The following is a 21,023-nucleotide window of genomic DNA, read 5'->3' as shown; positions in this document are numbered from 1 at the left end:
CGGGTGGGCGCGCTCAGTGCGCGCCCCCCTCCAGATAGGCGGCGCGCACCTCCGGATTGGCCAGCAGTTCGGCACCGCCGCCTTCCAGCACCACCAGCCCCTGGGCCAGCACATAGGCGCGGTGGGCCAGCTTCAGCGCATGGTAGGCGTTCTGCTCCACCAGCAGGATGGTCATGCCGCGTGTCCGGTTCAGGTCGGCGATGACATCGAAGATGCGCCGGATGACCAGCGGGGCCAGCCCCAGCGACGGCTCGTCCAGCAGCAGCAGGCGCGGCCGGCTCATCAGCGCGCGTGAGATGGCCAGCATCTGCTGTTCCCCGCCCGACAGGGTGCCCGCCCGCTGGTCCCGCCGTTTGGCCAGGATGGGGAACAGATCCAGGCAATAGGCCACATCCTCGTCGAAATGCGCCGGCTGGCCCAGCGTGGCCCCCAGCTGCAGGTTCTCGAACACGGTCATGCGCGGGAAGATGCGCCGCCCTTCCGGCACCTGGGCGATGCCCAGCTTGGCCGTTTCGTGTGGGGGCAGGTCGTTGATGGTCCGCCCATCGAAGGCGATGGTGCCGGCGGCCGGCCTGGGCTGGCCGCAGATGGTCATCAGCAATGTCGACTTGCCGGCCCCGTTGGCGCCGATCAGGGTGACGATCTCCCCCTGCTCCACACGCACATCGACGCCGCGCAGCGCCTCGATGGGGCCGTAGTTCGTGCGGACCCCCGTCAGTTGCAGCAGGCTCATGCCCGGTCCCCCCCGCTTTCGGTGCCGGCCAGATCGTGGGCGATGGCGGGGGGCAGTTCCTCCTCGTCCGGCTCGCCCAGATAGGCCTTGATCACGCGCTCATCCGTGCGGATCTCGTCGGGCGTGCCCTCGGCGATCTTGCGGCCATACTCGACCACATGGATACGGTCGGAAATGCCCATCACCAGGCTCATGTCATGTTCGATCAGCAGCACGCCGATCCCGAACTCGGCCCGGATGCCCTGCAACAGCTCGCCCAGTGCCGCCGTCTCCCGCGGGTTCAGGCCGGCCGCCGGCTCGTCCAGGCAAAGCAGCTGCGGGTTCGTGTTCATGGCGCGGGCGATCTCCACACGGCGCTGCACGCCGTAGGAAAGATTGCCCGCCTCCTCGTCCGCGACCGGTGACAGGTCCAGCCGGTCGATCCAGAACCGGGCCCGCTCCACGGCAGCCCGTTCCGCCCGGCGCCAGCCCGACAGGCCCAGCAGGCCCGCGATGCCCATGGCCGATTTGCCCATCAGCCCGACATGCTGGGCCACCAGCAGGTTTTCCAGCACCGTCATGCGCGGAAACAGGCGGATATTCTGGAAGGTGCGTACCACACCATGCCGCGCCACCCGGTAACCGGGCAGGGTCTGCAGCGACACGGGCGCCCGGCCGGGCCGGTTCAGGGTCAATTGTCCGGCGGTCGGCCTGTAGAAGCCCGTCAGGCAGTTGAAGATCGTGGTCTTGCCGGCGCCGTTGGGGCCGATCAGGGCCGTGATGCGGTTGGTCTCGGCCGTCAGGTCGACCCCGTCCACGGCCACCAGGCCGCCGAAGCGCATGGTCAGCCCGCTGACCGTCAGCAGGGGGGGAGGCGGAGGCGAAATGCTGGTCATGCTCCGGCTCCCTTCCGGCTGGACAGGCGGATGGTGGGGGCGCGCTGCGACAGCAGCCCACCCGGCCGCCAGACCATGATGGCGATCATGGCCATGCCGAAGACGATCATGCGGAAGTCTGCGAACTCGCGCCCCACCTCGGGCAGCAGCACGATGAACAATGCCGCGATGACCACGCCGATCTGGCTGCCCATGCCGCCCAGCACGACGATGGCCAGGATCAGCGCGCTTTCGATGAAGCCGAAGCTTTCCGGCGACACGAATCCCTGGCGCGCCGCGAAGAAGCAGCCCGCGAAGCCGCCCAGCATGCCGCCGATGGCATAGGCCGACACCTTCGATGCCGTGGGATTGATGCCCAGCGACCGGCAGGCGATCTCATCCTCCCGCAGCGCCTCCCACGCCCGGCCCACGGGCAGCGCCCGCAGCCGGTTGATGGTCCAGGCGGCCACCAGCACCAGGGCCAGTGCGATCAGGTAGAGGAAGATCAGCCGGTGCTCGCTGGAAAAACCGATCCCCGTCACCTCGTGGAAGGAGGCCAGGCCGTCCGGCGGCCGGCGGTCGAACGACATGCCGAACAGGGTGGGCCGCGGGATGCCGGAAACACCGGCGGGCCCACCCGTGAAACCCTGCCAGTTCAGGATCACGATGCGGGTGATCTCTCCGAAGCCCAGCGTCACGATGGCCAGATAATCACCGCGCAGCCGCAGGATGGGCAGCGACAGCAGCACGCCGAACAGGGCCGCGATCAGCCCGGACAGCGGCAGGCAGGTCCAGAAACCCAGCCCCAGCCCTGTGGACAACAGGGCGAAGGAATAGGCGCCGATGGCATAGAAGGCCACGAAGCCCAGATCCAGCAGCCCGGCCAGCCCCACCGTGACGTTCAACCCCATGCCCAGCAGCACATAGATCAGCACCGTGGTGCCCAGATCCATGATGTAGCGGTCGGAAAAGGGCATGAAGGGCAGGGTGACGGCGAAAAGCGCAATGCCGAAGCCGAAGCCCCGCGCCAGCTTGGCGACCAGCGCATCCCGCGCCTTGGTGCCGGCGCCGGCGCCCGTGGCCGGGCCTGGCCGGCTTTTGCGGCGGGCGGCCAGTGCGTCGCGGGCCAGGCCCAGCAGGAAGCGGCCGGCCAGCACGGCCAGCCCGGCCCAGCCGACCCATGCCCAGCGGGTCTGCACCACCAGCCCCTGATCGGTGGAAACCGTGTACAGCCCGATGAAGGGCACGGCCAGGACCATGGCCAGCAGGGCGGCAACGATGCTGTCCCTTGCGTGCGTGTCAATCCGGAAGAGTGTGGTCATGGTCTCACACCTTCTCGATATCGGGGCGGCCCAGCAGGCCCGTGGGCCGGAAGACCAGCACCAGGATCAGCACGGAGAAGGAGGCGACATCCTTGTAGGCACCGGAGATGTAACCGGTGAACAGCGCCTCGATCAGGCCGATCAGCAAGCCGCCCAGCATGGCGCCGGGCAGGCTGCCGATGCCGCCCAGCACGGCAGCCGTGAAGGCCTTCATCCCGGCCAGGAAGCCGATATAGAAATCGATCACCCCGTAATACATGGTGACCAGCACGCCGGCCACGGCGGCCAGTGCTGCCCCCATGACGAAGGTCAGGCTGATGGTCCGGTCGACATTGATGCCCAGCAGGCCGGCCATGGTGCGGTCCTGCTCGCATGCCCGCTGGGCACGGCCCAGGGCGGTGCGGCCGATCAACTGGGTGAAGCCCACCATCAGGGTGACGGTCAGCAGAATGATGAAAAGCTGGATATAGGAGATATTGACGGCGAACCCGTCCCCCTGCCACAGGGTGACGCCGCCATTCATGACGGGGGCCAGCGGCTTGGGCCGTGCGCCCTGCGTCTGCATCACATAGTTTTGCAAAAGGATCGACATGCCGATGGCGCTGATCAGCGGCGCCAGCTTGGGCGCCCCGCGCAGGGGCCGGTAGGCGACCCGCTCCACCGTCCAGCCATAGGCGGCGGTGAAGGCGATGGCGATCAGCAGCACCAGCAGCAGCGCCAGGGGCACCGATGTCACCCCGGCACCCGCCAGGATGGAGAAGGTGGTGACCGCCACGAAGGCGCCGATCATATAAATCTCGCCATGGGCGAAATTGATCATGCGGATGATGCCGTAGACCATCGTGTAGCCGATGGCGATCAACCCATAAATGGACCCCAAGGCCAGCCCATTGATGAGGAATTGGAGAAACGTCCCCAGTGCCGATGCGTCCATATGTCCCCGTCCGATCACGCCCGCCGCCCCTTTCTTGTCCCCGTGGGGGCTTGGCTGGCGAAGGTTGCGCAACGGTAACGGACCCCAAGCCCCGCATCAAGCCCGCGGAGGCCTTGTTTTGGTTGGGTTTAGGTGTGTTTTTTGCCGCCGGGGACCTATGCAGGTAGTACGTGATCTACAGTAATGCACATAGTAGTTAAAAAGTTGCTTATGTTTCCGCCTCACCAGTGCTATTCTGGCGGTCCAGCCAGCCGCGATATCGGGGGGGGCGGGAAAGCCCTTCGTCCGTGGTTCCACGGCCTTCTACGAGGAAACTGCCAGATGACAACGATCACCCTGACCGAGGATACAATCCTCTCGGCCGGCACATACACGGATACGGATTTCGTGTTGAATGGTCACAAGCTGACCATCGGGCCGGGGGTAACCCTGGAAGGCGGCAGCATCGCCCAGGGTGACGTCCGCATTGCCGGCACGGCGGAAGACCCGGTTCGCCTGGTCGATGTCGAGATCACCAGTTGGGCCTATGCTGCCTCGCCGCTGGATGTGTCACACGCGATCTTCGAAGGCGGAACCATCAGCAGGGCTATCGGTGGCGGTGCCGCGTCGATCACCGATTCGGTGTTCATCGACACCATCTTCTACAGCCGGACGGGCGGTGTTCTCTCCATCGACGCGACGGAAAATGACGTCGTCCTGCACAACAACGCCTTCATCCGCAGCTATCCGATACAAATCCTGGGTGGCACCGCGTCCAGTTCCGTCAGCATCACCGACAACCTGTTCCTGGAACCCTTCAATGGCCGGATGCTGTCCATCGGGTCCAATGGAGAGGTCGATATCGCCGGAAACAATTTCTATGCCGATGTCGCGATCAACTTCCAGACATTGGCGCACATCGCCAATGCACGGAACAATTACTACGGCACGGATGATCCGGCCGCGATCAGGGGGCAATACCAGTTCCAATATCAGCCCTTGCCGGGCGATGTTGATGTTTCCGGCTTCCTGACGGAACCCAATCCCGATGCCGATGCCTTCGCGCTGCCGACCGTCGCCCTTTCGGTTGCCGATGTGGTCGAAGGGGATGCGGGTCAGGTCTTCACGCCGGTCATTGTCAGCCTGTCGTCGGCCGTTCCCTATGCCGTGACGCTGACTTACCATATGGCGGGCATCACGGCGACGGACGGGGTCGATTACCAGCCACAGGGCGGTGTCATGACCATTCCCGCCGGTCAGACCTCTGTCACCTTGTCCGTGGCCGTCCATGGCGACCTTGTTCCGGAAGGGCCGGAGACATTCAAGGTCGAGCTGTCGGGCCTGAAGGGCGCCCTGTTTGAAAACGGGGAGGACCAGCTCAGCGGCACGGTCACCATCATCGATGACGACGCCGACAACCTGATCCAGGGCACCGGCGGCGACGATCTGCTGACGGGCACCGACGGGCCCGAATTCATCCGCGGCGGTGCGGGCAATGACACGATCCAGGGCAATGGCGGGGATGACATCATCACCGGCGGGGCCGGGAATGACCGGATCGATGGCGGCCGGGGCGTGGATGCCGCCATCTATAGCGGCCAGCGCGACCAGTATACGCTGACCCATCAGGGGCATGGCGTGCTGGAAGTACGTGACGACCGCGCCGGTTCACCGGACGGCACCGATCTGGTCAGCAATGTGGAGGTGCTGGTCTTCGACCGCACGGCCCATTTCACGGTTCTGATGCAGGCGGTGGAGCGGTATGACGAACAGGCCTATCTTGCCTTCAACCCCGATGTGGCCGCCGCCGTGGAGGCGGGGATCTTCGTCAATGGCTATGACCATTGGACCCGGTTCGGGATCAATGAAGGCCGGATGGAAATCAACCTGGTGGACGAGACCTTCTATCGCAACCAGAATCCCGACGTCGCGGAGGCGATTTCCAACGGCTATATCAGCAGCGGGCGGGAGCATTGGGAGGCATTCGGCCGGTATGAAGGGCGGGCGCCCAACATCCTGTTCAATGCGGATTATTACCTGGCGACCCATGCCGACCTGACGGCGGCCTTCGGCACCGACGCGCGGGCGGCACTGTCCCACTGGCTGCATTTCGGCATCGATGAAGGGCGGGATGCCAGCGCCTGGTTCGACAGTCAGGCCTATCGCGCGGCCAACCCGGATCTGGCGGCCACCGACCTCAGCATGGTCGAGCATTTCCTGATCTTCGGCTACCGCGAGGGGCGTGCCGCCACCGTGGATGCCGATTGGCTGGGCCTGGCCTGACGGGGGCTGGCCGGATTGGCCGCCGTGGCAGGCGGGGGAAGTCCCCACACCACGGCGGTCGCGGCTTATTGCAGGCTGAGCGGTTCCATATCGTGCTGGCGCACCGTGGCGAAGGCCACGTCCTGCCGGTCCACGAAGGTCAGCATGGTGCCGTCGGCCGCATGGATGGCAAAGCCGGTACGGCCTTCCTGCTCTGCCGGTTTCACATAGGCCAGATCGTTCACGCCGAAGGCCGCGAAATCCTTGGGGCTCAACCGCCGCAGGTACTGGATGGTCGGGTTCATGTCGGCCACTGCTCCGGATACGCTTGGTATTCCCCCCTGGCGGGACGGGAACGGCTGTTCCTTCCATTAAGGCGACCAAGCGTTGAAATATGGTTTACGGCGCAAAAATCCCGGGCCGTCATTCGCCCCGCTTCTGGGCCGCCACGGGGTCGGGCGACACATCGATGGTGCGGGGGCGCTGGCCTTCGCCATTCTCGCCGCCGGCGGTGCCGATCTTGATGGTCCGCACCTTGGGTTCCGGGATGGGCCGGCGCAGGTCGACATGCAGCAGGCCGTTATCCATGTTGCAGCCCACCACCTCGATCCCGTCGGCCAGCACGAAGCTGCGCTGGAACTGGCGGGCGGCGATGCCGCGATGCAGGTACAGCCGGTTCTTGTCGTCCGTCTGCTTGCCACGGATGACAAGCTGGTTGTCCTCCATCTGCACCTGCAGGTCGTCGGCCGTGAAACCGGCCACGGCCAGCGTGATGCGCAGCCCGTCTTCCGCCGTCTGTTCGATATTGTAGGGCGGATAGCCCTCGTTGGCGTTCTTGGCGATACGGTCAAGCGTGCGTTCGAACTGGTCGAAGCCCAGCAGGAACGGGCTGTTGAACAGCGACAGGCGGGTCGTCACGTTGCAGGTCCCCTCTTGATCGAGCTGGTCCGGGGTCATCCCCGTCGGTGCAGCCGGCCCGTAAAAGGCACCGTCCGCAACCTTCATCGACCTTAGATGGGTATTGCGCGCCGTCGATCAAGGCAAGGGACTTTCATCGGCGCCTGCCGGACCGGTTCGGAACCCCGGCCGGGTGCCATCCCCAGAATCTGTGGATAAGTCTGTGGGTGCGGGTGATTCGCGCCTTGGCATCGGGTGGAGTCCCGGAAATGACTAAAAATTAGGCAGAAATTCGACAAGGCCGTTTTTGACGGCCACCCCCCTGCCAGGGTTGCGGCAACGGGTCTTGCCAGCGGTGGCCGGGGCCTGCCGGGCGCGCTGCACGTCGCCCTCCATGGGCGGCAGCGGCAGGGTGACCCATGCGCGGCCTTGACCCGGCAGGGTAAAAGCGGGTCCCCTGTTTCCTTCGGACACGCATAATAAACGGGTAGCCGTTCCATGATCTCTCGCCGACATCTTCTGGCCCTTGGCGGTGGCACCGCCGCGCTGGCCCTCCTGCCCCTGCCCGCCCTGGCCGGGGAGGGTGAGGGCACCGCCGACGCGGCGCTTTATGCCTTCTTCGCCGAATGTTTCGAACGCGATGTGGCGGCCCGTCCGCTGCGCGCCATGCAGCTTGGGCGCAAAACCGGCTATGACCAGCTCGATGATATCAGCGAGGCGCGGGCCAGTGCCGACAGGGAGCAGGTGCGAGCCGACCTGGCGCGGCTGGCCCGCGATTTTCCCGACGCACAATTGTCGCCGACCGCCCGCCTCTATGCCCGGCTGTTCCGGGAACGGGGACAGGACGCCATCGATGATTTCCGCTGGCGCCACCATCAATATCCGCTGACCCTGGTCGGCGGGCCGCATACGAACCTGCCCGTGCAGCTCATCAACCAGCACAAGGTGGAAAGCCGGTCGGATGCGCAGGCCTATATCGCGCGCCTGCGGCAATTCCCGCGCTATTTCGGGCAGTTGCTGGAACGGCTGCGCCTGGCGGAGCAGGCGGGCATCCTGCCGCCGCGCTATTTCTTCCCCGACCTGATCGCCACCTGCCGCAACCAGATCACGGGCCGGCCGTTCCAGGCCGATGCCGCGGCGGAAGCCCCGCTTTACGCCGATATCCGCACCAAGATCGAAAAGCTGGCCCTGCCCGCGGAAGAGGGGGCCGACCTGACGGCCGCGGCACAGGATGCCATGCTGACCGGCGTGGCGCCGGCCTATCGGGCGCTGATCACCTGGCTGCAGGAAGCGGCCCCGCGGTCCAACCCGGATCATGGCGCCTGGCGCCTGCCCGAAGGCCAGGCCTTCTATGCTTCCTGCCTGAAGCGCTGGACCTCCCTGCCGCTGACGGCGGCGGAGGTGCATCAAACCGGCCTGGCGGAGGTGAAGCGTATCCATGGGGAAATCCACGCCATCATGCGCCAGGTGAATTTCACGGGCAGCCTGCAGGATTTCTTCGACCATACGCGCAAGGAGGACCGGTTCTATTTCCCGGATACGCCGGAGGGGCGGGAAGCCTATCTGCGCCAGGCCTTGGAATATACCGATGCCATCCGGGCAAGGCTGGACGATGTCTTCAACCTGAAGCCGAAGGCCCCCATGGAGGTGCGGGCCGTGGAGGCGTTCCGCGAGAAATCCACCCCCGGCGCCTTCTACAACGCACCCTCGCCCGACGGGTCGCGGCCCGGCATCTTCTATGCCAACCTGTCCAATATCCGCGCCCGGCCGCGCTATGGGCTGGAAACCCTGACCTATCACGAGGGCATTCCCGGCCATCACATGCAGGTGGCCATCGCCCAGGAACTGCCCGGCGTGCCCGATTTCCAGAAATTCGGCGGCGGCTATTCCGCCTATGGCGAGGGCTGGGCGCTTTATGCGGAACTGCTGGGCAAGGAGATGGGCTTCTTCCAGGACCCCTACAGCGATTTCGGCCGCCTGAGCGCCGAATTGTGGCGGGCTGTGCGGCTGGTGGTCGATACCGGCCTGCATGCCAAGCGCTGGGACCGGCAGCAGGCCATCGATTATTTCGTCGCGAACACGCCGATGGAGACGGGCGGGGCCGCGCGGGAGGTCGACCGCTATATCGGCTGGCCGGGCCAGGCCACCAGCTACAAGATCGGCATGATCAAGATCCTGGAGCTGCGGGAAGCCGCCCGCAGGCGCATGGGCGACCGGTTCGACATACGCGGCTTCCATGACGCGGTGCTGCGCAATGGCCGCCTGCCCCTGCCGCTTCTGGCGGAGCAGGTTGAGGCTTGGTCCAAGTCCTGAAAGGGGTATAATGGGATAATCGGCCTGGATGGCGGGGATTGTTTGATGGTTTCATCAAATCCCTTTCGCCTCCAGGTCCGATAACCGCCAGAGGAACGGGCGGGTTGGGTCTATGGTCGGGGCTGTTTCCTTGCCCCTTTGGCCTTTTGCCCCCCCCGTCCGGAGGCTTTGCGATGCGACTGACCCTTTCCACCCTTTCCACCCCCATCGGCACGGCCCTGATCGTCACCGATGGGGAAGGCACCCTGCGCGCCCTGGATTTCGAGGATTACCGACCCCGCATGGACCGGCTGCTGCGCCGGCATTACGGGATGGTCGACCTGGGCGACGGCCCCGTGCCCTCGCCCGTGCGCCAGGCGCTGGAGGCCTATTTCGGCGGGAACCTGACGGCCGTCGATGCCCTGCCCACGGCCACCAATGGCACGGATTTCCAGCGGCGCGTCTGGTCGGAACTGCGCCATGTGCCGGCGGGACAGGCGGTCAGCTATGGCGCGATGTCGGTCCGCGTCGGCCGGCCCCGGGCGGTACGGGCCATGGGTCTGGCCAACGGGGCCAATCCCATCGCCATCGTCGTGCCCTGCCACCGCGTCATCGGGGCCGACGGGTCGCTGACCGGCTATGGCGGCGGCCTGCACCGCAAGGAATGGCTGCTGCGTCACGAGGGTGCGCGATAGCCGCCCCGGTCGGGGCCGTGCGAACGGACGCGGCGGCCGGGGCCCTGAGGGGACACGCCATCAGGGTGCGCGCCATCAGGGTGCGCGCCATGAGGGTGCGCCATGGCAGCATCCGGGCCGGGCGGCCTTGACAGACGGGGCCGGTCTGGCGCCCATAGGCGCCATCATGCCCCGCGACACCGCCCCCCGTCCCAAGACCCTTCGCCATGTCCGCGATCTGGCCGATCGCGGGCTGGCCGATGCCGCCGGCCTGCCGGTGCTGGAACAGGTCGCCGCGCAGTTCGCCGTGGCCGTCACGCCGGCCATGACCGACCTGATCGACCCGGCCGACCCGAACGACCCCGTGGCGCGGCAGTTCCTGCCCGATCCGCGCGAACTGGACATCCAGGAAACGGAACTGGCCGATCCGATCGGCGATGATCCCTTCACGCCCGTGAAGGGCATCGTGCATCGCTACAGGGACCGGGTGCTGCTGAAGCCGGTCCATGCCTGCCCCGTCTATTGCCGCTTCTGTTTCCGGCGCGAAATGGTGGGGCCGGGGGCCGACGCGCTGACCGCAGACGAACTGGACCGGGCCATCGCCTATATCGCGGGGAATGCGGAGATATGGGAGGTGATCCTGACGGGCGGCGATCCCATGATCCTGTCCCCCCGCCGCATGGGGGCGATCATCGCCCGGCTGAACGCCATCCCGCATCTGGGCAGCATCCGCATCCATACCCGCGTGCCCCTGGTCGATCCGGTGCGGGTGGATGCGGACATGGTGGCGGCGCTGAAGGGCGGGCGCATCCCCACCTGGGTCGTGCTGCATTCCAATCATTGGAAGGAATTTGCCGAGGATGGGCGGGCCGCCGTGGCGCGGCTGGTCGATGCCGGCATCCCCATGCTGGGTCAGACGGTGCTGATGCGCGACATCAATGACGATGCGGACACGCTGGCCCGCACCTTCCGCACCATGGTGACCAACCGCATCAAGCCCTATCATCTGAACCATGGCGACCTGGCCAAGGGCACCTCGCATTTCCGCACCAGCGTGGCGGCAGGCCGGACGCTGGTCAAGGCGCTGCGCGGCGACCTGTCGGGCATCTGCCAGCCGACCTACATCCTGGATATTCCCGGCGGGCACGGAAAGGTGCCGCTGGGCGCCGCCTATCTGATGCCGGCCGCCGGCGCGCGCGCCGGGGGTGCGGACGGGACGGCGGATGGGAAGGCGGATGGGGCTGGGGAGGAAGACGGGGCCGCAGCGGGGCCGGAAGACTGGCTGGTGGAAGACCCGCACGGCCACCGGCACCATTACCGGGGATAGGCGGGCGCGCCGGCAGTGCGGTGCAGGCCCGCATCCCCCCATCTGCACTTGCCATCGGCCCTAAAACGCGGCACCAAACGGTCCCTGCCGCCTGTCGCCCGTGGGAGCATCGATCCATGACCGCCACCAATGTCCATTCCACCGATGTCGTCATCATCGGCGCCGGCCCCGTGGGCCTGTTCGCCATCTTCGAATGCGGCATGCTGAAGCTGCGCACCCATGTCGTGGATGCGCTGGACATGGTGGGCGGGCAGTGTGCGGCGCTGTACCCGGAAAAGCCCATCTACGACATTCCGGCCCATCCGGCCATCGACGGGGCCGATCTGGTCGACCGGCTGGCCGAGCAGGCGGCCCCCTTCAACCCCACCTACCATCTGGGCCAGCAGGTGACGACCGTCGAGAAGACTGCCGGCGGCTGGCGGGTGGGCACGGACAAGGGCACGGTGATCGACGCGCGCGCCGTGATCATCGCGGCCGGCGTCGGCGCCTTCGGCCCCAACAAGCCGCCGCTGGACGGGCTGGAAACCTATGAGGGCACGGGTGTGTTCTATATGGTGAAGCGGCGCCAGGATTTCGCGGGCCGGCGCGTTGTCATCGCTGGCGGCGGCGACAGCGCCGTCGACTGGGCCAACAGCCTGGCGGAGGTGGCGGCCCATGTCATGGTCGTGCATCGCCGGCCGAAATTCCGCGCCGCCCCGGAAAGCGTGTCCCGCCTGGATGCGCTGGTGAAGCAGGGGCGGGTGGAAATGGTCGTGCCCTATCAGCTTTCGGGCCTGGAAGGGACGGAAGGCCGCCTGACCGGCGTGCGCGTGGCTGACCTGGACAATCATGAAAAGGTGCTGGACGCCGATGTGCTGCTGCCCTTCTTCGGGCTGGCCATGAATCTCGGCCCCATCGCCGATTGGGGCCTGGACATGGAAAAGGGTCATATCCTGGTGGACCAGCGCACCCAGGCCACCAGTGCCGCCGGCATCTTCGCCATTGGTGACATCGCCCATTATCCGGGCAAGCTGAAGCTGATCCTCTGCGGCTTCGCCGAAGCGGCCATGGCGGCCCACGCCATCCATCCGCTGGTCCATCCCGACCAGGCGCTGCATTTCGAATATTCCACCAGCAAGGGCGTGCCGGGCGCCTGACGGAACGCCGCCTGGGGCTTGCCGCAAGGGGGCCATGGCCCTGCGCTGCCGGTTTGCCGATGATGGGGCCGGTGGTGCCGGGCCATCCGTTGCCCTCCCTCCCCACCGGGGGCACGCGGGGACCCGCCGCCGCCGGGCCTGCCCGCCGATGCCCCGGCCCCTGACCCCCGCCCGCCAGGGGGACGGGGTTTAAGGAAAGGCGGGGGGAAGAAACCGGCAAGGGTCGGATGCGGCGCCCTTGGTCGCCGTTGGTCATTATGGTACTGAATATCCTGATATCCAAATCAGGCGGTACCGGCGCCATGCCGGGCGGTTTGCCGCCTCTTCTGCGAGCGGCTCGATACCCCGGCAAATCCCGGGACCCGCTCGCAGAAGGCCAAGTGCTTGGAATCGCCTGATTTCTTGGACATGGTGAATCCATTGAAACCGGTCTGGCCGCCTTCTGCCGCCCCTTTCACGGACCCGCTCGCAAAAGCGGCAACTTTCCTTTATCCTCCAAAGGCCTCCCCAGGGGGGCCTTTCCCCGGCTGAAAAGCCGGGGCCTCATTGAAGCCAGCACGGCCAGCGTGCCGGTGGCGGCAAAGTTGATCTGCTTTCCCCGGCTGAAAAGCCGGGGCCTCATTGAAGCTTTGGGAGTAATGTTCATGAATAATCTTCCGAAACTGACCTTTCCCCGGCTGAAAAGCCGGGGCCTCATTGAAGCCTCTGATTGGCAAATCACCAGACTAAACGACGACATAGACTTTCCCCGGCTGAAAAGCCGGGGCCTCATTGAAGCACTGGCCGGGTGCGCAATGCACTATGCGCGTAAAGGAGCTTTCCCCGGCTGAAAAGCCGGGGCCTCATTGAAGCAACGTAGTTTGAGTGTCGCGGAACGGCGGTCTTGGCAAGCTTTCCCCGGCTGAAAAGCCGGGGCCTCATTGAAGCGAGGGAGGCGCAGAAACAGAGGTTAGAGTTCAACGACTTTCCCCGGCTGAAAAGCCGGGGCCTCATTGAAGCCCGGCCGGCCCTGTCCCGGCGCCTCAATGGCAGCTACAGCAACTTTCCCCGGCTGAAAAGCCGGGGCCTCATTGAAGCAGCCATGCTGTGCGCGTTGGGCGTCAAGCGCTGGAACCTTTCCCCGGCTGAAAAGCCGGGGCCTCATTGAAGCATGTTGGCCGACAGATAGTCGTCAGAGACGTTGGTGCCCTTTCCCCGGCTGAAAAGCCGGGGCCTCATTGAAGCAGGTTCGGGATGCCGAGGGTCAACTGGACCGCGACGGCATCTTTCCCCGGCTGAAAAGCCGGGGCCTCATTGAAGCTACGGAACGAGAGAGCCTTGGCGGCCCTGACCGCAGAACTTTCCCCGGCTGAAAAGCCGGGGCCTCATTGAAGCTTCTTGGCCTTGATGGTGTCCTGACGATCCCTTTGACGACTTTCCCCGGCTGAAAAGCCGGGGCCTCATTGAAGCAGCCGGGCCTCCCCGATATCGTGTCCGATGGACGCGAACAGCTTTCCCCGGCTGAAAAGCCGGGGCCTCATTGAAGCCTGCGGTGTCTAGTGCAGTATCCAATTTGTTGATTGCAGCCTTTCCCCGGCTGAAAAGCCGGGGCCTCATTGAAGCACCATTTCGGACACAATGGGTTCGACCGATTTAAGATCCTTTCCCCGGCTGAAAAGCCGGGGCCTCATTGAAGCGCCCCGTACATCGCTGAAGATATTCTTGATTGGTCCTTCTTTCCCCGGCTGAAAAGCCGGGGCCTCATTGAAGCCGGTGATTGGTCGCATGTTCATGGCGACACGTCGCTTACACTTTCCCCGGCTGAAAAGCCGGGGCCTCATTGAAGCGCAAATTATTTTGCTCTGCCATGGTCGTCGCTAGCTCCTTTCCCCGGCTGAAAAGCCGGGGCCTCATTGAAGCATCGTCGGTCAGACGATTCTGCCCAGCCAGGATGTCGATCTTTCCCCGGCTGAAAAGCCGGGGCCTCATTGAAGCGCAGATGACCACTTAGGCGCCGTTTGCGAAGGATGCCCTTTCCCCGGCTGAAAAGCCGGGGCCTCATTGAAGCAGGATTGCACCCGTCAGAAAGGTCATTGCCGCATCGACTTTCCCCGGCTGAAAAGCCGGGGCCTCATTGAAGCTCTTGGAACCGGTCTTGGCGTCACTGGGAAAACTGACCCTTTCCCCGGCTGAAAAGCCGGGGCCTCATTGAAGCATGGCCGCCGCCGCCGCGCTGATGTGGGCGCCTTCGCGCACTTTCCCCGGCTGAAAAGCCGGGGCCTCATTGAAGCCTTTTGTAGCCCGCTTGGCGGAACGGTAGACGCCACAGACTTTCCCCGGCTGAAAAGCCGGGGCCTCATTGAAGCGGGGAACGCGCGGCCCTACGGTGCGCAACTCCCCTCTTTCCCCGGCTGAAAAGCCGGGGCCTCATTGAAGCAGGCCAAGACCATCAACGAGGACCCGGACCCCGAGATCCTTTCCCCGGCTGAAAAGCCGGGGCCTCATTGAAGCGTCACATAGACCCGCCCGTTCAGGGCGAACACAGCATTCTTTCCCCGGCTGAAAAGCCGGGGCCTCATTGAAGCCGGAGCCGGGGCAAACAACGCCGATCGACGCCCAGGCCCTGCTTTCCCCGGCTGAAAAGCCGGGGCCTCATTGAAGCCTGCCGCCCGGCGGCCTGTCGCAGTCGCCCTATGGCCTTTCCCCGGCTGAAAAGCCGGGGCCTCATTGAAGCTGCACGTCCGTCCGTGACCTTGCTGTCGCGTGGCAGTCTTTCCCCGGCTGAAAAGCCGGGGCCTCATTGAAGCAACTCCTTCCCGAACACGGGCAGACCGCGCTGGCTGTAGCTTTCCCCGGCTGAAAAGCCGGGGCCTCATTGAAGCATGCGGCAATCATCGCGCTCACTCGCTAGGGCTTGCGCTCTTTCCCCGGCTGAAAAGCCGGGGCCTCATTGAAGCAAGGGGGCGGATTTCAATTCCGCCTCGATGGTCCGCCACTTTCCCCGGCTGAAAAGCCGGGGCCTCATTGAAGCCCGGTATTCAGCAGGTCAGCGATGGCCTGATCCGCCTTCCCCCGCCTTACAAAGCCGGGGGAGGGCGGGTGTGTGGCGGTCGGGTGTGGCCCCGTGCTGCTTATCGGGTGGTGGCGGCGACGGGTTGTTGCCAGCCGGCGCTGGCCAGTTCGCGTTCGGCCTGGACGAAGCCATAGGCGGGGACGATCTCGCCCGTCCGGTCGGTGATGGCGGGCAGGCTGGTGGCCACCTGTTCGCCCGCCCCGGCCCCGGCGCCGACATGCAGGCCCGTGGTCAGGGTGATGTTGGCGGCGGCGAAATGGCCGGCGCCGGCGCACAGGATCATGCGGGTGGGCGCGTCGTCGCCGGTCAGCGCCAGCAGGCCGGGGCTGACCAGGGCGGGGTCCAGCCTTTGCAGGCTGTCATCCGACAGCACGCCGTGCGTCATCTGCGTGGCGGCCGTGGGGGCCAGGCAGTTGACACGGATACCGTGCTTTTCCCCCTCGATCGCCAGGGTCTGCATCAGGCCGACCAGCGCCATCTTGGCAGCACCGTAATTGGCCTGCCCGAAATTGCCGTACAGGCCGGAAGAGGATGTGGTCATCACGATGCGGCCATGGCGCTGCGCCCGCATGATCTCCCACACCGCCTTGGTGCAGATCACCGCCCCCATCAGATGGACATCGACCACCAGACGGAAATCGTCCAGTTCCATCTTGGTGAAGCTCTTGTCGCGCAGGATGCCGGCATTGTTCACCAGGATGTCGATACGGCCCCATTGCGCCATCACTTGCCGCACCAGCGCCGCGACGGCCTGTTCGTCGGTCACCGACGCCGCGATGGCCAGCGCCTCGCCACCCGCCGCGCGGATTTCCGCGGCCACGGCATCGGCCGCCGCCTGCTGCACATCATTGACGACAAGCCTGGCGCCCTGACGCGCCAGGAACAGCGCATGCTGGCGGCCCAGCCCGCCGCCGGCCCCCGTGACGATGGCAATACGGTCTTGCAGTGACATTGCTGATCCTTCCTCCCGGTTCCGATGACCGCCTGTATAAGGCAGTCTTGATTTACTCACAAGTTAGTGAATGTTTTGCCGGGTGCATGCCGGCCGTGGCGCCGGACCGCGCGCATTGGCCGGCGGCGTGGGCATGTGCCCGGGCAAGGAGGGGGCCGGTCAGCCCGGTGCCCCGCCCCGCGGCTTGCAGATTTCCAGGAAGCCGGCGGCCATGAAGGCGGCCATGCGTGCCTTTATGGCGGCGAAATCGTCAGACTTGCACAGCCCGCCCGACAGTTTGTCGATGCGCCCGGTCCGCGCCAGCGTCAGCAGCAGCGCGCCCGTCACGAAATGGTAGCTCCAGAAGATGTCCTCTTCCGCGCAGTCGGGCAGGGCCTTCTTCAGCAGGCCGATCAGGCGCAGCACGACGGGATCGAAATGATTATCCATCAGTTCGGCGCCCCATTCCGGGGTGTTGGCCACCTGTGCGCTCAGCGCCGCATAATTCTTCCAGCCTTCGCCGCCTTCGATGTACAGGTCCAGGTCGGTGTCCAGGAAGGCGTGCAGGGCGCCCTGCACCGTGGGCTTGCCGCCCGTCGCCGCCTCGTACTCGTCCAGCACCCGCATGCGCCGCTCGCTGGTCACGGCGGCGCGGCGGGCGAAGACGGCGTCGAACAGCTTCTTCTTGTCCTCGAAATAATAGTTCAGCAGCGTGTGGTGAACGCCCACGCGCTGCGCCACATCCTTCAGCGTGACGCCATAGAGGCCATGCTTGGAGAAGAGATACTCCGCCTCGTCGAGGATCTGCTCCATCTTCTCGGCCCGCTGTTCGGCCTTGGTCGAGCGACGGCGGGACTTCACCTGTTCAGACACCACGCGATCTTTCCATCTCCAGCCCGGCTTGTGCCGCGCGGCGGCCGTCGCCGCCCCGCCGGGTATCAATCCTCACCATATTGAACCCGCAGGCTAATTTTGTCGATCTTGCCCGTCGGTGCCAGGGGCATGGCGGGCAGGCGGATCACGGCGTCGGGCACCCACCAGGGGGCGACCCGCCCCTTCAGGGGGGCGAGCAGGGCGGCATCGTCCAGCGTGGCGCCGGCCCGCATCTCCACCAGCAGCAGCGGGCGTTCCCCCCATTTGGGGTGGGTGCGGCCGATGACGGCGGCCAGCGACACCTCCGGCAGGGCGCCGATCAGGGCCTCGATCTCCGCCGGGTTGATCCATTCGCCGCCCGACTTGATCAGGTCCTTGGCCCGGCCCGTGATCAGCAGGTTGCCATCCGCGTCGATGCGGGCCAGATCGCCGGTGGGAAACCAGCCCCGGGCATCCGTCGCCTTCTGTTCCTGTCCGAAATAACGGTCGATGACGGCGGCACCGCGGACGCGAAGATGGCCTTCGGCCCCGCGCTGGTCGGGCAGGGGGCGGCCGTCCGCGTCGGTCAGCAGCAGATCGGCGCCGATGGCCGGCCGGCCGGAAACGGCGGCCCGGCGGTCGGGATCGTCGGGCGGCGCCATGGTGCCGCAGGGCGACAGTTCCGTCATGCCCCAGCTTGTCTGCACGGTGACGCCCAGCCGCTCCTCGATCCGTTCCATCAGGGCGGGCGGCAGCGGCGATCCGCCGACGATGATGCGCCGCAGGCTGGGCAGGCGCTCGCCCGTGGCTTCCAGATGTTCCACCAGCCCCAGCCAGACGGTGGGCACCCCGACACCGATCGTCACCCCCTCCGCCGCGATCAGCCGGGCCAGGCTGGCCCCGTCGGCCTGGCGGCCGGGCAGCACCAGCCGGGCGCCGACGGCGGGCACGGCGAAGGGCAGGCCCCAGGCATTGGCATGGAACATGGGCACCATGGTCAGCACGGCATCCCGGCCCGAAATGGCCATGACATCGGCCTGCAGAAGCCGCAGCGTGTGCAGGAAGCCGGACCGGTGGGTGTAGGTGACGCCCTTGGGCGCCCCCGTCGTGCCGGAGGTGAAGCACAGGCCCGAGGGTGCTGTCTCCGCGAACCCGCCCCAGGCATCGGCCGGCACGGCCATGGCGGGATCGGGCGACAGCACGGACAGGCGCGGATCGCCCGGCCCGCCGATATCACCGTCGATCACCAGCACGCGGCCGATGCGGGGGGACCGGTCCAGCACCTGCCGGACCAGCCTCAGCAGATCGGCGCTGGCGATCAGGATGCGGGCCTGCGACTGGTCCAGCATGGCGGCCAGTTGCGCTGCCGTCAGGCGGGGGTTCAGCGTGTGGCACACGGCCCCCATGCCCATGATGGCGTACCAGGCTTCCACATGGGCCTGACTGTTCCAGGCCAGCGTGGCCACCCGGTCGCCACGCCCCACCCCCATGCCGGCCAGCAGGCCGGTAACGGCCAGACTGCGCTGCATCAGCGCGGCATAGGTGGTGCGGGTCGTGCCGCCATCGGCCTGCGCCGTCACCAGTTCAGCCCGCGGATGCCACTTGGCGGCATGGCGCAGGAACCGGTCCAGCGTCAGCGCATAATCCTGCATCGATCCGTCCAGCATCAGCAGCCCGTCCCCCCGGCGGGAAGCACGGGGGAGGCGACGCCCGTGTTCCAGTGCCACGGCATGGTGCCGGTCAGGCGCCGGCGACACACCGTTTCCTCGTGCAGGGCGAACATGCCGGGCATCAGGTCCGTCCCCGGCTGCGGCGTGCCGCGGAACGCCATGTAGGCGCCTTCCGCGCCGAAGGGCGCCCAGGCCGGTTCCCCCGCCGCGGCCGGCCGGCCCGTGGCGGCGAAGGATGCCCAATATCCACTCATGGCGGCCGACAGGCGCTGTTCGGCCGGGGTGTCCGGCACGCGCGGCCAATAGGGCGGGGTGCGGTCGGTGGTGCGGAAGACATAGGGGATTTCCGCGGCGTGGAACGCATGCAGCCCCTTGGCATCGGCCTCCGGATAGCCATGGTCGAAATAATAAAGATAGGCGGGCTGGCCCTGCGCCGTCTGGGCCCTGGCCAGCCGTTCGGCCGTCCAGCCGTAAAGCGCGTCGCGCGGGGCGGCCAGGATGCTCTCCTCCAGGTCGCCGGACGGGTAGAGCCGCAGGAAGGCCTCTGCCAGATCGCCATACCGGTTCCGGATTTCCGCCTCATAGGCGGCGGGGCTGGCCGGCACGGGCGGGGCCAGGAAGCGCAGGGACCGGATCTCCCCGCTGTTGAACCCGGCCAGAAGGGGAACGGGCGCCTGCTCCCCCCGGTCGAAACTATCGACCGGTTGCCGGGGCAGGACCTTGCCATCCACGGTGCCCAGCGGGAAATAGCCGGCCTTGGCCGCCCCCTCCACCAGCTTTTCGGCATCCATGTTGCGCAGGGCGGCGGGCGTCGGGGCGCCCAGCGTGCCGGCAACATAGGTGCCGATCATCTCCGCCGACGGGGTGCCGAAGCGCTCATCCTTCAATTCCGGGGTGGAGATCATGTAGGCGCTTTGCGCGATGGCCTTGGCGAACAGGCCGCGCGCGTCCGGGGCCGCCATCAGATACATCACGGACAGCGCACCGGCAGACTCGCCCGCCAGCGTGACATTGCCGGCATCGCCGCCAAAGGCGCCGATATTGCGCCGGACCCAGCGCAGGGCGGCGATCTGGTCCAGCAGGCCGTAATTGCCCGACACCTTGTCGGGCGATTCCGCGCTCAAGGCCGGATGCGCCAGATAGCCCAGCACGCCCAGCCGGTAATTGACGGAAACGACGATCAGCCCCTGTTCGGCCGCCAGCCGCGCACCATCATAGGCCTGTTCATGCCCGTACCCGCCGGTCAGCGATCCGCCATGGACCCAGACCAGGACAGGCGCATCCTTGGCCCCCCGCGGGGCCCAGATGTTCAGGAACAGGCAGTCCTCGTCCATCCGTGCGGGCGGGTTGGCATAGATGCTGGCCTGCCGCGGGCGCGGCTGCATGCAGGCCGCACCGGGTTCCACCGCGGACCGAACGCCGGCCCAGGCCGGCAGGTCAGCGGGCGGCTTCCAGCGCAACAGGCCCACGGGCGGCCTGGCATAGGGAATGCCCATGAAGACATCCACAGCACCGGCCGCCCGGCCCTCCAGCGTGCCGGCCGGGGCCTGCACCGTCGGCGCCTCGGCGGCCAGGGCGCCGCCGGTCAGGAACGCGGCGGCCGCGCAGGCCGCCAGTCGGGGAAGGAAACGCATCAGCGGCCTCCGGTCCTGCCCGCCTCTTTCCGCAGCACGCGCGCCAGCACCAGGAACAGGGCCACCGCGAGCACGTAGAAGGGCACGAGCGTGTAGAAAGCGAGTTGCAGGGAATTGTCGGGGTTGGTGGCCCGGAAATAATCGCTGGCCAGCCCCAGATATGTGGGCCCCAACCCCAGCCCGATCAGGTTCATGACCAGCAGCAGCAGCGCGCCGGCCATCACCCGCTGGTTGGGCCGCACCTCCTCCTGCACCAGGGCGACCGCCGGGGACAGATAGAAATAATTGAGGAAGGTGGGCACGGCCAGGAACAGCAGCGCCAATCCCCAGCCCGGCGCCCAGACAAAGCCGACGAAGAAGGGCACGGCGATGGCCAGCCCCACGGCCGGCACCAGGGCATAGGCCTGTTTGGACCGCAGCGCATAACGGTCGATCAGCCGGCCCGACACATACATGCCGGCGCTGACGCCGATC

General features: G+C 66.4%; 15 protein-coding genes, 1 pseudogene and 1 CRISPR repeat array. Of the genes and pseudogenes, 5 read left to right on the top strand and 11 right to left on the bottom strand.

What is annotated here, in order from left to right; genetic code table 11:
- Positions 1-13 precede the first annotated feature (13 nt).
- Genes ACM9LZ_RS22340 through ACM9LZ_RS22325 form a run of 4 tightly spaced genes read right to left on the bottom strand, consistent with a single transcriptional unit; the run spans position 14 to position 3,828 of the window.
- The gene (locus ACM9LZ_RS22340) at positions 14-727 is read right to left on the bottom strand and encodes an ABC transporter ATP-binding protein (protein ID WP_416621752.1); all 714 of its coding nucleotides are present in this window, start codon (positions 725-727) and stop codon (positions 14-16) included.
- Between the two features lie 2 nt (positions 728-729).
- Positions 730-1,608, bottom strand: coding sequence for a high-affinity branched-chain amino acid ABC transporter ATP-binding protein LivG (gene livG / locus ACM9LZ_RS22335; RefSeq protein WP_416621739.1), 879 nt, complete (start codon positions 1,606-1,608; stop codon positions 730-732).
- On the bottom strand, positions 1,605-2,909 hold the full coding sequence (gene livM / locus ACM9LZ_RS22330) for a high-affinity branched-chain amino acid ABC transporter permease LivM (protein WP_416621738.1): 1,305 nt from the start codon (positions 2,907-2,909) through the stop codon (positions 1,605-1,607). Before livM ends, livG begins: the two co-directional genes overlap by 4 nt.
- 4 nt (positions 2,910-2,913) lie before the next feature.
- Entirely contained in the window at positions 2,914-3,828 is a 915-nt protein-coding gene (locus ACM9LZ_RS22325; protein WP_445376650.1) for an ABC transporter permease subunit, read from the bottom strand.
- Positions 3,829-4,164: 336 nt separating this feature from the next.
- On the opposite strand from ACM9LZ_RS22325, the gene ACM9LZ_RS22320 reads away from it, so the two are divergent.
- Positions 4,165-6,105: a Calx-beta domain-containing protein gene (locus ACM9LZ_RS22320; RefSeq protein ID WP_416621736.1), complete on the top strand. Its 1,941-nt coding sequence runs from the start codon at positions 4,165-4,167 to the stop codon at positions 6,103-6,105.
- A 65-nt stretch (positions 6,106-6,170) separates the two neighbouring features.
- Here ACM9LZ_RS22320 and ACM9LZ_RS22315 read toward each other — a convergent pair whose 3' ends face one another.
- On the bottom strand, positions 6,171-6,389 hold the full coding sequence (locus tag ACM9LZ_RS22315) for a DUF1150 family protein (protein ID WP_416621735.1): 219 nt from the start codon (positions 6,387-6,389) through the stop codon (positions 6,171-6,173).
- Between the two features lie 118 nt (positions 6,390-6,507).
- A complete protein-coding gene (locus ACM9LZ_RS22310; protein ID WP_416621734.1) occupies positions 6,508-7,002 on the bottom strand; it encodes an Hsp20 family protein in 495 nt (164 codons plus the stop codon).
- A gap of 477 nt (positions 7,003-7,479) precedes the next feature.
- Here ACM9LZ_RS22310 and ACM9LZ_RS22305 point away from each other — a divergent pair, with 477 nt between their 5' ends.
- The 4 genes from ACM9LZ_RS22305 to ACM9LZ_RS22290 all read left to right on the top strand — a co-directional run bounded on the left by ACM9LZ_RS22305 (position 7,480) and on the right by ACM9LZ_RS22290 (position 12,410).
- On the top strand, positions 7,480-9,294 hold the full coding sequence (locus tag ACM9LZ_RS22305; protein ID WP_416621733.1) for a DUF885 domain-containing protein: 1,815 nt from the start codon (positions 7,480-7,482) through the stop codon (positions 9,292-9,294).
- Between the two features lie 173 nt (positions 9,295-9,467).
- The gene (locus tag ACM9LZ_RS22300) at positions 9,468-9,968 is read left to right on the top strand and encodes a methylated-DNA--[protein]-cysteine S-methyltransferase (protein WP_416621732.1); all 501 of its coding nucleotides are present in this window, start codon (positions 9,468-9,470) and stop codon (positions 9,966-9,968) included.
- A 166-nt stretch (positions 9,969-10,134) separates the two neighbouring features.
- Complete coding sequence (locus ACM9LZ_RS22295) at positions 10,135-11,274, top strand: lysine-2,3-aminomutase-like protein (protein WP_416621731.1); 1,140 nt, start codon at positions 10,135-10,137, stop codon at positions 11,272-11,274.
- Between the two features lie 116 nt (positions 11,275-11,390).
- Positions 11,391-12,410, top strand: a complete 1,020-nt coding sequence (locus ACM9LZ_RS22290; RefSeq protein WP_416621730.1) for an NAD(P)/FAD-dependent oxidoreductase — start codon at positions 11,391-11,393, stop codon at positions 12,408-12,410.
- A 517-nt stretch (positions 12,411-12,927) separates the two neighbouring features.
- A CRISPR array of direct repeats spans positions 12,928-15,420; the repeat unit is 36 nt; unit sequence CTTTCCCCGGCTGAAAAGCCGGGGCCTCATTGAAGC.
- 100 nt (positions 15,421-15,520) lie between these two features.
- On the opposite strand, the gene ACM9LZ_RS22285 is transcribed toward ACM9LZ_RS22290, so the two are convergent.
- From ACM9LZ_RS22285 to ACM9LZ_RS22265, 5 genes and pseudogenes are all read right to left on the bottom strand, one after another.
- On the bottom strand, positions 15,521-16,414 hold the full coding sequence (locus ACM9LZ_RS22285) for an SDR family NAD(P)-dependent oxidoreductase (RefSeq protein ID WP_416621729.1): 894 nt from the start codon (positions 16,412-16,414) through the stop codon (positions 15,521-15,523).
- A 159-nt stretch (positions 16,415-16,573) separates the two neighbouring features.
- Positions 16,574-17,269: a TetR/AcrR family transcriptional regulator gene (locus ACM9LZ_RS22280; RefSeq protein ID WP_416621728.1), complete on the bottom strand. Its 696-nt coding sequence runs from the start codon at positions 17,267-17,269 to the stop codon at positions 16,574-16,576.
- Between the two features lie 62 nt (positions 17,270-17,331).
- Complete coding sequence (locus ACM9LZ_RS22275; RefSeq protein WP_416621727.1) at positions 17,332-18,912, bottom strand: AMP-binding protein; 1,581 nt, start codon at positions 18,910-18,912, stop codon at positions 17,332-17,334.
- The gene (locus ACM9LZ_RS22270) at positions 18,912-20,549 is read right to left on the bottom strand and encodes a carboxylesterase/lipase family protein (RefSeq protein ID WP_416621726.1); all 1,638 of its coding nucleotides are present in this window, start codon (positions 20,547-20,549) and stop codon (positions 18,912-18,914) included. The genes ACM9LZ_RS22275 and ACM9LZ_RS22270 overlap by 1 nt, the downstream gene beginning before the upstream one ends.
- Positions 20,549-21,023, bottom strand: a pseudogene (locus tag ACM9LZ_RS22265) (spinster family MFS transporter); the annotation flags it as partial. The pseudogene ACM9LZ_RS22265 and the gene ACM9LZ_RS22270, both read right to left, overlap by 1 nt.

This window comes from Niveispirillum fermenti (genome assembly GCF_048066175.1).
GTDB lineage: Bacteria > Pseudomonadota > Alphaproteobacteria > Azospirillales > Azospirillaceae > Niveispirillum > Niveispirillum fermenti.
The sequence above is the reverse complement of the archived record's forward strand: the minus strand, read 5'-3'. Positions and strand labels throughout refer to the sequence as shown.